Annotated in this window: 15 protein-coding genes and 2 pseudogenes; 1 reads left to right on the top strand and 16 read right to left on the bottom strand. The window is 36.0% G+C overall.

Annotation, left to right across the window (positions count from 1 at the left end; genetic code table 11):
- The 16 genes and pseudogenes from AC1M36_RS12915 to AC1M36_RS12840 form a co-directional block, all read right to left on the bottom strand.
- A partial coding sequence (locus AC1M36_RS12915; RefSeq protein WP_479845934.1) for a hypothetical protein occupies window positions 1-1,574 on the bottom strand: 1,574 nt, incomplete at its 3' end.
- 15 nt (window positions 1,575-1,589) lie between these two features.
- Complete coding sequence (locus AC1M36_RS12910; protein WP_479845933.1) at window positions 1,590-2,396, bottom strand: phage tail domain-containing protein; 807 nt, start codon at window positions 2,394-2,396, stop codon at window positions 1,590-1,592.
- Window positions 2,397-2,398: 2 nt separating this feature from the next.
- A pseudogene (locus AC1M36_RS12905) lies at window positions 2,399-4,078 on the bottom strand (phage tail protein); the annotation flags it as partial.
- Between the two features lie 260 nt (window positions 4,079-4,338).
- Window positions 4,339-5,550: pseudogene (locus tag AC1M36_RS12900) on the bottom strand (hypothetical protein); the annotation flags it as partial.
- 228 nt (window positions 5,551-5,778) lie between these two features.
- The gene (locus AC1M36_RS12895) at window positions 5,779-6,147 is read right to left on the bottom strand and encodes a hypothetical protein (RefSeq protein ID WP_336452811.1); all 369 of its coding nucleotides are present in this window, start codon (window positions 6,145-6,147) and stop codon (window positions 5,779-5,781) included.
- A gap of 6 nt (window positions 6,148-6,153) precedes the next feature.
- Window positions 6,154-6,723 (bottom strand): major tail protein, encoded by a 570-nt coding sequence (locus tag AC1M36_RS12890; RefSeq protein WP_336452812.1) that lies wholly within the window; start codon window positions 6,721-6,723, stop codon window positions 6,154-6,156.
- Window positions 6,724-7,053: a hypothetical protein gene (locus AC1M36_RS12885; RefSeq protein ID WP_336452813.1), complete on the bottom strand. Its 330-nt coding sequence runs from the start codon at window positions 7,051-7,053 to the stop codon at window positions 6,724-6,726.
- A complete protein-coding gene (locus AC1M36_RS12880) occupies window positions 7,050-7,406 on the bottom strand; it encodes an HK97 gp10 family phage protein (protein ID WP_336452814.1) in 357 nt (118 codons plus the stop codon). The genes AC1M36_RS12885 and AC1M36_RS12880 overlap by 4 nt, the downstream gene beginning before the upstream one ends.
- Window positions 7,399-7,698 carry a phage head closure protein gene (locus tag AC1M36_RS12875; RefSeq protein ID WP_241818662.1) on the bottom strand — a complete coding sequence of 100 codons (300 nt, stop codon included), beginning with the start codon at window positions 7,696-7,698 and terminating at the stop codon, window positions 7,399-7,401. The genes AC1M36_RS12880 and AC1M36_RS12875 overlap by 8 nt, the downstream gene beginning before the upstream one ends.
- Window positions 7,695-7,964 carry a head-tail connector protein gene (locus AC1M36_RS12870; protein ID WP_336452815.1) on the bottom strand — a complete coding sequence of 90 codons (270 nt, stop codon included), beginning with the start codon at window positions 7,962-7,964 and terminating at the stop codon, window positions 7,695-7,697. The genes AC1M36_RS12875 and AC1M36_RS12870 overlap by 4 nt, the downstream gene beginning before the upstream one ends.
- Complete coding sequence (locus AC1M36_RS12865; protein WP_336452816.1) at window positions 7,957-8,118, bottom strand: hypothetical protein; 162 nt, start codon at window positions 8,116-8,118, stop codon at window positions 7,957-7,959. Before AC1M36_RS12865 ends, AC1M36_RS12870 begins: the two co-directional genes overlap by 8 nt.
- A gap of 14 nt (window positions 8,119-8,132) precedes the next feature.
- Complete coding sequence (locus AC1M36_RS12860; protein WP_479845932.1) at window positions 8,133-9,311, bottom strand: phage major capsid protein; 1,179 nt, start codon at window positions 9,309-9,311, stop codon at window positions 8,133-8,135.
- Between the two features lie 13 nt (window positions 9,312-9,324).
- Window positions 9,325-9,909: an HK97 family phage prohead protease gene (locus AC1M36_RS12855; RefSeq protein WP_479845931.1), complete on the bottom strand. Its 585-nt coding sequence runs from the start codon at window positions 9,907-9,909 to the stop codon at window positions 9,325-9,327.
- Window positions 9,860-11,089, bottom strand: coding sequence for a phage portal protein (locus tag AC1M36_RS12850; RefSeq protein ID WP_431613203.1), 1,230 nt, complete (start codon window positions 11,087-11,089; stop codon window positions 9,860-9,862). The genes AC1M36_RS12855 and AC1M36_RS12850 overlap by 50 nt, the downstream gene beginning before the upstream one ends.
- Before the next feature lie 13 nt (window positions 11,090-11,102).
- Window positions 11,103-12,803 (bottom strand): terminase large subunit, encoded by a 1,701-nt coding sequence (locus AC1M36_RS12845; protein ID WP_479845930.1) that lies wholly within the window; start codon window positions 12,801-12,803, stop codon window positions 11,103-11,105.
- Entirely contained in the window at window positions 12,800-13,162 is a 363-nt protein-coding gene (locus AC1M36_RS12840) for a hypothetical protein (protein ID WP_241818656.1), read from the bottom strand. Before AC1M36_RS12840 ends, AC1M36_RS12845 begins: the two co-directional genes overlap by 4 nt.
- A 280-nt stretch (window positions 13,163-13,442) precedes the next feature.
- Here AC1M36_RS12840 and AC1M36_RS12835 point away from each other — a divergent pair, with 280 nt between their 5' ends.
- Complete coding sequence (locus tag AC1M36_RS12835) at window positions 13,443-14,183, top strand: hypothetical protein (protein ID WP_431613202.1); 741 nt, start codon at window positions 13,443-13,445, stop codon at window positions 14,181-14,183.
- The last annotated feature ends 74 nt before the right edge of the window (window positions 14,184-14,257 follow it).

The following is a 14,257-nucleotide window of genomic DNA, read 5'->3' as shown; positions in this document are numbered from 1 at the left end:
ATGCTGTCAGCAGATTCAATTAACTGATCTCTTTGTTGGTATAGATATTGCGAATGTTTACCACTAATTCCAAAATTAACAACATCAGCAGTTTTAGGGATTTTTAGACCTTGAATATATATAGAATAACCTGATGCACCAGCATTCTTTCGGTTTGTTTCTCGAATTTCAACTAAATGATCTCCTAGTGTCAAACCAGTAATTTTCTTTTCCACATTGTCGGCATATGTTCCGTAAGTGTCTAATTCTCCCCATTTCACGCCATCTACATAAATATCCATTATACCGCCACCGCCAACAGTAGCATGGTAAATACTGAAGTGATCACCATAGAAAGTGAACTGGATACCGTTATTTGTTGTTGTATTTGAGAAGAAAGCTTGCCATTTAAACGTGGTAGCGTTATTCTCTACAATTTGATGTGTTGCAGCTAAGAAAGAAATATTCGGATCATTTACTGAAACATCGAACTCACGATTATATTCAGATATAACATGATCTCTCAGCATATTCGCCCAACAAACCGCAGTTGTTACGTTCGTCTTATATCCGGTGTTTCCAATTGGTTTATCCGTTGCACTGTAGCCAGTCCCACACAGTCCTGCTGTGATAGAGTCACCAATAAGCTTGATAATTGTTCGAACAAATGGATTGTTTAAATGTTTATGAATGATTTCCTTAATTGTTAGGATCTCACCCATTTCCCCTATTACCTTAATAAAGTTTGTATTTTTCCCTAAAGGAATGTTGTTGTAATAATAGAATAATAGTCTTTTATTTTTAAACTTTGTCTTGTCGTTATATACTTCAAACGAAACAGTAAAAGGAGATTTTGTTATATCTAAAACAAACGCATATAACTTTGCATCGGTAGGGAGATCGATATAAAGGTTTGTTCCTGTCTGATTTAAATTAAAAATATCGTTACCCATAGTAGAAAATGTATTTGGTTTAATGATTGCTTTCTTTCTTTTTAAATCAACAATAACCTTATCTTTTTCTATAATTGTTGCTTCATACATATTAATTCGAGTGTAATCTAATGCATCTGCAGCAACGTTTGCATTTGTAACGGTGATTTTTCTATCAGCTAGATAGTTGTAATTATCATCATCACTAACAAATGTAATGAATTCGTAGTTTTGACCGTACACTTTCTTCCCATAGAGGCGTGCAATTGATAGTTCGTTATCTCCTGCTGAAGTAAAAGGTTTGCAACTCAATTCACCTGTACGGTGGTTGTAAACTAATAAATGCAATACACCATCATTACTTTGATCTGGTAATGATAATTCAATTTGTGATGGTGATATATTAAATGCATACTTTTCAATAGATATAGAACAATTCTTTAGAATCGTAATTTTTCGAGTTTTATAGTTAACTTCAATATAGTTCCTATTAAGTATTTGAGCTTCAGGAACATACATTTTCTCGAAGTTAACAGCATTATCCGCAATTCGATCTCGTGTTGCTGGTTTTGATAATCCATTTATAACATCAATAGCTTGATTTATCTTTGGTGTTCCTTGCCATAACTTGTCTGACTCTAATAAACGAGGTACATCAGCCACGGTATCACCGCCTTCTTACATATATTTTGCGTGAAATTCAAATGAAATTTGAAAATTTAAGTTTGTACCAGTAATAGAAATCGAATTTTCACCTGGAAGTAACTCTAAAAAGTCTCCTGTCATCTTCGAAATATAATTCTGTCCATCCCTAGTGACCGCATAGTGTTGGCTATCAATTAAAAGATTGGCACCTTCAGGAAATGAGCCCAAAGAAAAACTCTTACCATTAGTGGCAAGAGTCATAGAACTAGCACTTCCAGTTATCCTGATGATAGGACGTACTACAAGTGAACCCACATTTTCAATTTTCAATGTTGTTGGTGCGGTAACATCGTACATATAATCACCAATCCCAAACGGTATATCTGACATAAAAGGAATATCACTTCCCCATAGTATGTCGTTAGTAGTATCAAATACCGAATATGCATATGGATCAAATGCTGTTAATGGAAAAACAAGGTTAGCCATTGTTTTATAGCGACTTGTGTCTAAACTACCGCTATATCTAACCTTGTAGTATTTATCCGGTTCATAATCAAAAGTCAATCTCACTGTTTTCGTTTTCCCATATGGATCAAAAAAGGTTTTCATGATTTCTCTTATTTTTCGTGCTGATAAAGCTTGGCTTGGTTGCGGTTTAACCAATAATGGCAAAGTAAAAGGCCTTGGTTCTAAATCCGCCCCAAAATCATATGCACCAGGTACTCCTGGAATTGAAACTGTATAATCACGAGTAGAGGGTGCCGCTGGATGTTCATGCCCTGGTAAAAGCGCTAAACCTAATTCATTTAACGTTTTCCCATCTATTGTTAAACTCATACTTATCTCACTCCTCTACCTGATCCTTTAACAAGATTATTTATTTCCCTTGCTAGTTTTTGTATATCCACTTCTTCTCTAATTACAAATGATGAGCCTTTGAACATCTCAGCGAAATTATATGAAATATTACCATTTGATTTAGAGGAATTACCATCCACAGTTGATTGAGTTGTATTTCGATTCATAGCTTGTAAACTATTTGATAGGCTGCTATAAACCCCACTCATTACACCTTTTAAATCAGATAATTGATTCAAAGAACTAGCCATTGTATAGCTCATATCACCAATTAATCGGCTCATAGTGCCTGTGATACCAAGCGATTTTTCACTTGAAGATAATGGAGTCACAGAAACACGATTTCCACTTTTAGTGAATAATTCCGGTCCAGCTTCCCCAGCTATAAATTGTCCATCTCCAAGAACATGTCCACCTGTTGCTAACATTGGAATTGTAGAAATATTAGCTGAGGAACCACCGATACCCGGAACCCAATCAGGAACAGAAACACTATTAATCCCTTTTATCATTGCATTTATCATTGAAATAACAGCATTTATTGGAGCCTTTGCTGCCGCTTTAATACCTTCGAACACTCCACTAAAAATTTTAACTATACCATTCCAAGCTTTTTCCCAATCACCTGTAAATACACCACTAATAAAATCTATAATTCCGTTAAGAATTGGCTTTAAAACATTCTTCCACACACTTTCAATCCCTTTGAACGCATCACCCACAACACTACCAATTGCACCGAATACGAATTGAAATGCTGGTAAAAGGACTGTTTTAATTATTGTTACAAGGACTGAAAACACAGGTGATAATATTTCATTCCACACACGCTGAATGATTGTGAATGCATCCTTAACAATATTCTGTATCACTGAAAATCCTTTTTCGAATGCTGGCTTTAAAGTTTCATTTATGGTGGCTACAATTTGATCTACCGTCGGTTTCAAATACTCGTTGTATACACGCATAATTTCATCGCCAAATAATATCAAAATGGCAATAACTGCGGCTATTGCGTCAGCTATTAATGTGAACGGACTAGTTAATACAGCCATGACTCCTGCAAAGGTTAGTGCCTGAGTTGTTACTAATAAAAGTACGGGAGTCAGTGCCACCAGTGCCGCCATAATAATTCCAATTGCTGTAGCAATTACAGTAATAGTTGCTGCTAATGTAGGGTTATTCTGAATCCATTCGGCAATTTTACCCACAACTTGAGCAATAACCAATAGGACTGGCTCAAGTGCTATTTTTAAATCAGCCATAGCTTGTTGCATCATTACAGATGGATTTGCATCCATTTTTTTGACGGATTCATTCAATTGATCTTGGTTATTCTTAAAGTCTATTGATTTTTGAGACGCATTTATCAAAGTATTGGTTATATTTGACCCTTGATCTTCAAACATAGTGGCTAGAACTTTAACTCCAACTTGGTTTCTTTTTACAGGATCTTCTATTCCTTCAATCGCTTTGGCCACCTCTACCATAGCATGTGACCCTTCTTTTCCACCAGCCGCTACAGCTGCTCCCCATTTTTCTATTTGTTCAGTCGCAATACCCGAACCATCAAGAGCCTCTTTTAAAGCTTTATCCGCCCCTTGAGCAAACTCAGCTAATTGAATCCGACCTTCCTTCAAACCATCTAAAAGATTATCAATCATTTATATTCAACGTGATTCGCAACGTCACGCCCGTTCTCTTACGAACTGCTATACGTCACCGCATAGATTAGACTATATCTTCAACTACTTGAGTTGCTCCCCGTTTCGAGTGTCATTTGCTTACACCCTACGTCTTTCGACTAGTCGTTGCACGTTCCTTAATAAAAAGGCTTCGCTCAGTATTGTCTCATTTGAGAGTTTCACTGAATTAAAGGAGTTTTTCATTGTATGTCGCCATACAAGGGAACTATAATCTAATTCCAAGTGCCTGTTTCGACTCCTGCTTCCATAATTGCCTGTATTTCTTCAGCTTTGAAACCCGCTCGAGTTAACTGTCCTCCATATTCAGCAATGATATCTAATTGTTCAGGTGGGAATCCGGCTTTTAAAAGTGCATCAGCCATAGCTATTGCATTTTCTTGAGATATCCCTAACTCATTTCCAATTTCATACGTCTCTTGAATTAATTCAGTAAAATCTAAGCCAGCATACGAATTAGCAATAACAGCAGCCTGTTTAGCAATAGCTGTATTTGCTTCGTCTGAAGCGTTTTTATTTAGTACCCATTGGCGTCTTACTCCTTCAAGTGATGCTTCTGCATCGACAACATATGTTTCTACACTTCTAACGGCTTCTTCTACTGACTTTTTCGATTCCTCAGGAACATCAAAAGTAATATCAATTTTTGTTTTTAATTTAGAAGTATCAAGTGCGGTTTCAAGCACTTTACCTATGCCAGCACCAGCCGCTGCAGCGCCTAACATGTTTTCTAATTCAATATTCAAATCATTAACGTCATTTTGAGCTCTTTCAGCCTCTCGTGATAAATCTCTTAATTCATTTCTCACATTTTCAATTGAATTCCCATCATCTAGAGAAGATAGCGCACGTCTTAATTTATCAATATCCGTATCGGTTCCTAAAGCTTCTCGTCCTATACGTTCAATTGCTTCTTCTAATTGTGATGATGTAGCTGTTCCATTTCGAATTGCTGTTGTTAATCGACCACCTAATATATCAGCGAATTGATCAACGCTTGTTCCTGTTGCATCAAAAAGAGTATTTAATTCACGAGTTGAACGTGCGGCTCTTTCTTGCTCATCTTTCATGTTCTTTAATTGGTTTTGAAGTCCACCTAAGGAACCTTCTGTATACTCAAGTTCACGCCTAAACGCTCGATATTGTTCTTCACCAATATCACCACGCTCAAATTGAGCTTGTACCTGTTGTTCAGCTGCTTTTAATTGGCTTAACTTTTCAGTTGTTGCTTCAATACGCTGAGTTAATAGCTGTTGTTTTTGTGCTAATGCTTCCACGTTACCTGGATTAAATTTTAATAATCGCTCAACATCTTTTAACTCTTTTGCTAAATCGTTACTGCGTTTATTTACATCTTTTAAGGCGTTCTGAAGTCCAGTGGTTTCGCCACCGATTTCAACTGTAATACCTTTTATTCTACTTCCTGCCATAGTCTCACCTCTCTTTCTTAGAAGGCGTTAAAGTCTTTTTGAGTAGCATTTCTTGTATTTTGTTTTTCCTTTTGCGGATTCTGCATTTCAACATATTCGTCAATGTAATCTAAGCAGTCACCTATCGTCATATCCTCTAAATCTATTTTTGAGAGTTTGCATGAATAGCAAAGAGCAAGGAATGTATCAACGGAAAAATCACCGTCATCTCCTTGCTCTTCTTGCCCATTACTTGTTATTTTTTTTTGATTGAACAGTACTTTTAATTAAATCTTGAATTTCAGTAATAATCTCAGCAATCGGAAACTCACCAAATGTATCAAGCCATGATAATGGATCTGGAACACTTTTATCTGCTGTCTTAGCAAACGCCCAAACTAAGTTATATATAACTTCAAAATCTAATCTACTCAAATCCGCTTGAGTAAAGTCGATATTCTCCTGCTCGCCATTAGGGGAAATCAATGAAGAAAGTACACCTAAACTAAGAATATCCGCGAACATGTCACGTCTAAATTGAGACTTATAACGGATAGCTGTACCAGCGGTACTTTTTAAAAGTACATTTTTATCATCAATTACAATTGTTTTTTCCATCTATTTTCACGCTCCTGCTTTTTCATAAGGTTTTGTATACCAAGCATCATAAACGCCAGCTGGTGTACCCACTGTTGTTGATGTCTTAACTTTAGAATTAGATGGATGTTGTGCTGCCACAAAATTCAATTCTGTTGTGCTTGGTTCTGTTTTATCACTCTTTGTGGAAGAAGAAACACCAGGTCGTGACACAGATACGTTATAAAGTACATGACGTGTTGCTTTCACATCTCCATCAAATTCAAACATAAGAGCAATTTTTTTAATTTTAGCGTTCGAAACTTCTGTGAGAACTTTATCCGTTTCATCTAAGATTTCACCTAAAACATCAGTACGAAAAGCTTCTGTGATATTAGCAATATTTAATGTACCTTCATATCCTTGGTTACTTGATTCTGTGTAGTAATTGCTATCATCCGCATAAAAGTCAGTTTGTTCACCTTTTGGCTCTAATTTCATTTCTACCGCACCAGGTAATTTCCCAACCGTACCATATGTGATTTTTCCAGTATCATCTTCAGTAATTACGCTGTAATGCACCTTTTTTAAACCAAATACAACTTTATTTTCAGGCATTTACATCAACCTCATTTCATATATTTTTTGATATAATTTTTCAGATTCAATAAAAGCCTCAAATGATTCGTAAGGTATCTCAAGATCATCTAAGACTTTCTCTAACTTGGCTTCTGCAGCCAAATCTTTTCTTAATGTATAAAGTTCAATACTGACATCATTTACTTTTTGATATACCTTGTTATCAGCCATGAGATTGGCTGAACCGTTCACAAGAAAGCAAATATAAGGTGGCTCAGGTATTGTAATATCTGGAGTGGCTGTGAAATGCGAATAAACCACAGAATACCCTGTAGCATCAAGAATTTTCTTTAATTCAGCTAATGTCATTGACTAGCCGCCCTTTCAACACGTTCTAATAAATCAGCTATTGCTCTTTCTTCAGCTGGAGCAATATGAACTTTAGCCGGAACACGACCGCCACCTTTTTTTGCATGACCTTTTTCTAACAAATGAGTTAATTGATAGTGGGTTTTATTATGGATAATATATTTCTTTCCTTCTTTCTTCTTACGCCACCCTTTACGATACTTACCAGTCCTTTTTGGACTATTTTGTTGTAAGTCATCTACAAGATTATCTGAAACTTCTTCTGTAGCTTTCTCAACACCTTCTTCAAGCGCGTTAGAATATCTTTGCAGCTCTCTTGCAATCTCATTTGCAAAATCGTTAATACTAGACACCGGCTTTCACCTCACAATACAATTCAACCTTTTCATCTTCTCTTTCGTATGTGCGGTAAATACTATACGTTTTCTCACTATATTTCACTTTAGTTTCTTCTTGATAGTCCAACGAATGAACAATCAATGTACAACTAGCTTTAATTCCACTTTGCCCAGCTTGGAAAAATTCCGATTGTGGAACAGACTTTTTCTTACAAAACACTTGTCTACTAAATGTTTTGATTTCCTCTTTTTGTCCTAGTTCATCTTCAATAATTGTAACAACTGGGAAAAATAAAATATCGTTCATTTATAATCACCTGCTAAAGTTAGGTGGTTTCTAAGCATGTTATAAGATAATTGGAATCGTTCTGCTTCTTTTGCATCTGGAATAAAATTAGCTTTTACATAAGTAATAATCGCTCGTTTAATAAGTGGATCAGTGTCCACATTCACTTTTGTAGAAGCAACGCCCGACAACATTAAGTCATGCCGGGCTGCTTCAATTAGATCTGAAATTTCATCATCAAGAGCATTATGAGAAATACGCAATGCTTTCTTCATGATATCAATCATCTTTCTTCACCGTTTTCTTAGGTGGTGTACTTACATATCCTTCTTTAACTAAAAAGGTGATACGTTTAGAATCTATTGACTCGTACATATCACCTTCTGAATATCCTATTTGTGTATCTTTATCGATAAACGGCTTAATAACTAAGCTTTTCATCTGCTATCAGCCCCTTAAACTGCTGCTGCCTTTTTAAGAACTACAAGAGAGTTAACATTTACCGCTTTACCATCGACAACCATAATTGCTTTTGTTACCATATCATCTGTTAAGTTATCTTCATATTTTTTAACACCCATTTGATAATTAGTGTTCAAAATATAATCACTGAAATTGAATAAGAAAGCGAATGGTTTACCAACTACCGCCGTTGAAAAGCTATCAATATAGTTGCAAAGCACAACTTGACGTCCTAACAGAACTCGTTCTGTTTTTCCATTAATACCATAGTTTACTCTTGCGATAGGTTGTCCATTTGCATCTACCATCCCAGCATAAGACATAAACGTTTTCTTTGTCATGCACCAAACTGCACCATCTTCATATTCAAGAGGTAACGCTGCTTCTGCATCAACTAATGTTTTATACTCAATTTTAGCAATATCTAACGATTGCCCTGCAACAGGTGTTTCAGTCAAAATACCTTTTGGTTGACCAGAACCAGTTCCGTTGATAATTGATTGCTCAATCGCTTTTGTCATTGCTTCCACAACATTGTTGATTAAAGTAGATTCAAAGACCGATAGTGCCATAGTATCAACTTCTAAAGAAACTGCTACAGCACAGCGTAATTTGTAGTAATTAAATGTAATGCTACCAGTCGTTTTCTTTTGAGTATCACTTCCAGCTCCTTCAGCTACCCATGTTGCTACTGGTTTAACAGAAGAAGTCGGAATGCTCACTCCACCTTTAATTGCAGTACGTGTAACAAGTGGAAGAATCATTCCTACAGCTTCAATTTTTTCAATAATTTGATTCAATACTGTTTGCGGAATAACAGAACCAACATCGCCAGTTTTTGTAATCGCATTTGCACGAATTTCAGCAGGAATTGCTTCACCACGTAACACATAATTCATGAAAGCATTACGATATTCCAGTGAATCTGTTCCGAATTCGCGTTCTTCAGACTGTTGAGTGTTAAAAGTGTGAATTGTACGAATTTCAGGTGCGCCACCTTCATTAATAGCACTCGCTTCTTGCAATAAACGTTGACGTGTCTCAATTCCTGTTTGTTCTTCGCTTAGTTCGCGTAATTCGGTTTCTAATGCTACTAAATCAACTTCTCCATTACCTTCTAATGCTGTGCGGATTTCCGCTTTACGTTGTAAAATTTCTTGTAAACGATTCATATATCATTCTCCTCTATAAGTAAGTTTTTAAGATTAGTTTTTTACGTAATTCTTCTTTCTGTTTTCTTTCTTCATGATGTTTATATGGGTCGTAACCCCTCGCACTAACTTCTGAATCAGGATAAGCAGGAAAGGCGACTGCGCTAACCTCTAATAACTTAGCTTTGGTTACAGTTCGCAACATAAGATCATCGTCTGGTTCGTCAATTTCCTCGGTTATCATACTAAAACCAAAGCTAACGCCATCGACATCACCACGCTTGATTGTTTCATATGTGTCGTTTCCGAGTGTTGTTTTAGGCAATGTCAATTCAAACCTTAATCCAATGGAATCTTCCGCTAATTGCAAGGTGTTATTCTTTGTTCTTCCTAGAACCTTAGATGTATCATGTGACCATAAGAAACGTTGGTCATCCTTTTGCAATGACTCTAAGAATGCACCTTGTCGGAATTGTTCGCGGAATTTTCGATAATAACCCATCACAACTGAATTTTCACCCCACTTTACAGCGTATCCTGAAAGAATTTTATTCCCATCGGCATCTTCTCTAATTTCCATTCCCTGAGTTACTATTTCCCTCATTTCCGTTTTGTCCATTATTATCACCTCCTTCACCTGTAGTTTTACCGTCCTTAACCAGAGCTGTGTCTAATCTGCGGATCGGTTTATCTCCACCTTCAATTGGGCCAAGAGAAAGAATTGAACGCCATTCATTTGGTGTCATTGCTCCTCTATCTACCATTTGAACAAGGTTCATTTTTGTGGACATAGAAGCATATTGAAGACTTGCCGCTTCAAAAATTATCTTGTTACCAAATCCACGTTCACGTCTTGTGAACAATTTTCGTGTAAATTCACCACTTAATTGTAAGGATAATGGTTCAATTTCGCTCTCGAAGTAGGATATCCATTCATCTTCTGTATACTTACTTTGTATAATTTTTTCGTTTGTATTGAAGAAGTTATATATCCTTTGAGTTGTTTCTTGCATTTGTTTAGAATCTGGAACAAACGCTTCTGGTTTAACTTGTTCTAAGTCATAACGTGGATCAGATGAAGCGGCTCCACCATTCACATTATCGATACTTAAATAATTGTTAACAAAGTTTTGTACTTGTGTATTAATATCCTCTTGTTTTAAAACAGATTTGAATTTCAAGATCCATTTCACTACTGCGCTATTTTTAATTGCTTTTACAATCCCTTGATCAGTAGTTGTAACTATGTCCATCAATGAGGATAGTGATTTTCCCGGATGTTCTCCAAAAAAATCATCTTCATTGAAGTCTTTTCTGAGATGAATTACATCCACATATGGAACAGTCATTCTCTTTCCGTTTTTAAAGTAAAATCTTAAGAAAATATCACCTTGAACTCCTTCCACAACTTCTACAGTTACACAAGGAATAGGATAAATTTCAGTAGCAAAACCTAGCTCATCCCGTTTAATATAAGCAAATGCATTATGATTCAGTTCTAATTGAACTGTCATTTTTTCTTGAAATATTTGTCCTGTCATTAATGGATTCGGCTCTTCTAAAATAAACCTCATATATGGATCAGGATTCACTTTAAATTCATTTGCATTATCCCTAATATGTTTAGCAATTAATTTCCCTACCGCTTTTGCTTTAGGACGTATACAAGCTCTAATAATATCACTCTCATAGATACTTCCATTCCAGGAGAAAAAACCTCCTCCATTGTCGTTTATCATTTCAAAACGAGTTGTGGTAGGTGATTGTTTCTTGCCGAATATCTTATCAAATAACCCCAATTTCTCACCTCCCTTAAATCATATTCAAATAATCATTACGCTTCTCTTGAAGTACTACATATGCATTTAAAAGAGCTGCTGTACCATCAATACGACGTCGCTGATTATTTGTTTTGTTCGGCTGTATATTAAGGTTTTTATCAACATCAATAGCCGTATTTGATAAGCACCATTTATCGATAGGATTGTTATTATAATTCACTAATTTCGCTTCTAAATCAGCACTCAATAGCTTCATAGGACTAGATAAAGTTTGTTTCCCTTGTGCAATTGGGACCATCGCTTCCTTACCAAAATATCCTTCCATTTCTTCAACCCAATACTTTGCAGACCATCTATCGTAACCAATCCAAGGGATATAAATACCTAGTTCATCTCGTACTTCTAAGAACCATTCGGTAACAAATTTATAATGAACTGAATTTCCTGGTGTAGTTCTTAATAATCCCTGTTCACACCATAAATCATAAGGGATTTTATCTTCTTTACTCCTTTGTTCAAGTAAATCTTCTGGAAGCCAATACATTTGTTTAACATAGATATGTGGATCGTTTTGAACCATAAAAATAACCTTCGCCGCGGTTAAGTCAGTTGTGGAAGATAAGTCACAACCGCCAATACCATAAGAAGGTTTTAATTTCGCTATATCAAAGATAGCTTTATTATTTAATTGTTCAAACGTTAACCATGCTTCTGTACTTGTCTCACGTATATTAAAATCTTTCGTTAATAGGTTTTTAACAAGTAGTGGATTAGCTTTCGCTTTATTTACCTTGGTTTCTAATTGGTCAACCTTTTTAATGGTCCCAAGACCCGGATTAGCTTTTTTCCAAGCCTTTTCATCCGTCCACTCTTCTCGTTTGTCTAATTCATAAATAATAGGTAAAAACCTATCGTCTTTATAACCGTCTGGATCATCAAAACCATTTAAAAGCATTTCAGCTTCTTCATATTTCATATCATAAACGGATTCATGAATAGTTCCAGCTGTTGTAATCATAAAAATCATTGGCTGTTCCCTTGCGGAAGTACCATCTACTATAACATCGTATAAGTTTTTATCTTTCCAAGCGTGAATTTCATCCATCATAGCACCGTGAACGTTAAGACCATCAAGAGTTTCTGAATCGCTCCCTAATGGTTTAAATGTACTATCATTAAAATCTGCATTCAACTCACGAACAAGCGGTTTAATTCGTTTTAATAGCACTGGTGACTTTTTAACCATTCTTTTCGCATCTAACCAAACTAATTTCGCTTGGTCTAATTTAGTAGCTACAGCATAAATCTCTGCCCCAGGTTCTCCATCTGCTACTTGTAAATACAAACCGATACCAGAAGCAATTGTTGATTTACCATTTTTACGAGCCACAATCAATAAGACTTCTCTGTACTTTCTTGTACCATCAATCTTATGAACAAAGCCAAACGATGCAGCTAAAAATGCCTTTTGCCATAACTCTAATTCAATCGGCTTACCGCCCCACTTGCCTTTCGAATGTTTGCAAAAATTCTCAATAAATTCAATTACATGATTTGCTTTCTTAGAATCATACTCGAATACAGAAGAAGTATCATAAACATCGTCAACAAGCTTCTTATATATTCGTCTAACTTTACTAGATACGATTACTTCCCCAGATTCGATTTGATTGTAATACTCAATGATTGGATTATAAGCTAACGGATACTGCTTTCTTACTCGTTTACTCATTTATCAGCCACAAAATCATCGAATCCGTCATCATCTTCTTTAGGTTGTTCTTTGGGAAGTAGATCTATCAATTGTTTCATAACTTGGGCATGGTTTTTCGTCATATTGTTATGCACCTCTACATCGGAGGACTTTTTAGTACCGAATTGATTGGCTCCATTTTGATATTGCTCTGTAGTACCATTCTTATTAATTTTCTCTTGCAGGTCTTCTAAAGTGACGGCCATAAAAGCAGCATTCTTAATGAGTGAAGAAACTGCTCTTTTCTTTTTTGGTTCTAAATTTTTCAATAAGCTGTTTAATCTTGTTATTTCTCGCTTAATTCTTTTTTCTATTTCTAAAACTTGATCGTTACTCATAAGTAATCACTCCTTTCATGACCACACCCCCCACGCGTGCGACCCATGTGTTACGTGAAGCTCCCCCCTCGGTCCCTATCAGACTTAAAAATTTATTTTTAAAGGGGGGATTATTATTTTTATTTTCTTCTAAAAGAATCCTGAATGATTTTTTTACATTTCTTGATATGAATAGGATATTCATTAGTATTTTTACATGGATAAACATACAAGAATAAGAAATTGTTTTGCCATAAGATAAAATAAGCCTTTTAATTTTTATTAAAGGAGTTGATTTTCAATGCATTCTCATAATAAAAGCCATTGCAGCCCATGTCCTTGTCCTGTCCCTGATCCTGTTAGCATTCCTATTCAAAGTATCCAAGGACCTCCAGGACCACCAGGATCGCAAGGAATACCAGGGCCGCAAGGAATACCAGGGCCGCAAGGAATACCAGGGCCGCAAGGAATACCAGGAACTCCAGCACCAGGTATCATAGAATCTGCGTTTAGGGCTATAAAAACTGAGGGTGGTGGCCAAACTGTCCCTACGCTTACTGAGGTAACTGTTACTTTTCAAACTGAACAATTCGATTTGGGAAATGAATATAACAGTTTGGATACTTTTATACCAAACCAAGATGGAATATATTCAATTGTTTCAAATATCATTTTTATTCCAGATGATTTTACTGTTAATTATTCTATTGGATTTGCAGTTTTCGTCAATGGTATTACTGTCGCAACTGCTGTAGAAACTACCCCTGGTGACCCAGAACTTGAGCGTGCTACGGTTCTTGATATTTCAACTATTTATGGGTTACATGCAGGAGATGCTGTGACCATTGTCGTTTCTAGTTCTACTAGTGGCTTAGTTGTTCAATTTATTGATGATGAAACAACTCATTTTGCCGCATCGAGATTTCCTTTTACGAGTCCAGTTCCTTTTGCTTTTGCACGATCTTCTTCGCTCCTTAGCCGTATTACAAGAAAAGCCACAAATACTAAAACATCTATCCTAAAAAGAATGACACCTTCTTAATTTTACTGGAGTAGCAACAATTTCCACTTTTCCTGTCAATTCCCCTAACACAACCGATAGCCCTAATATTAGTA

Source organism: Bacillus sp. Medicinal_06, from assembly GCF_056711665.1.
The sequence above is the reverse complement of the archived record's forward strand: the minus strand, read 5'-3'. Positions and strand labels throughout refer to the sequence as shown.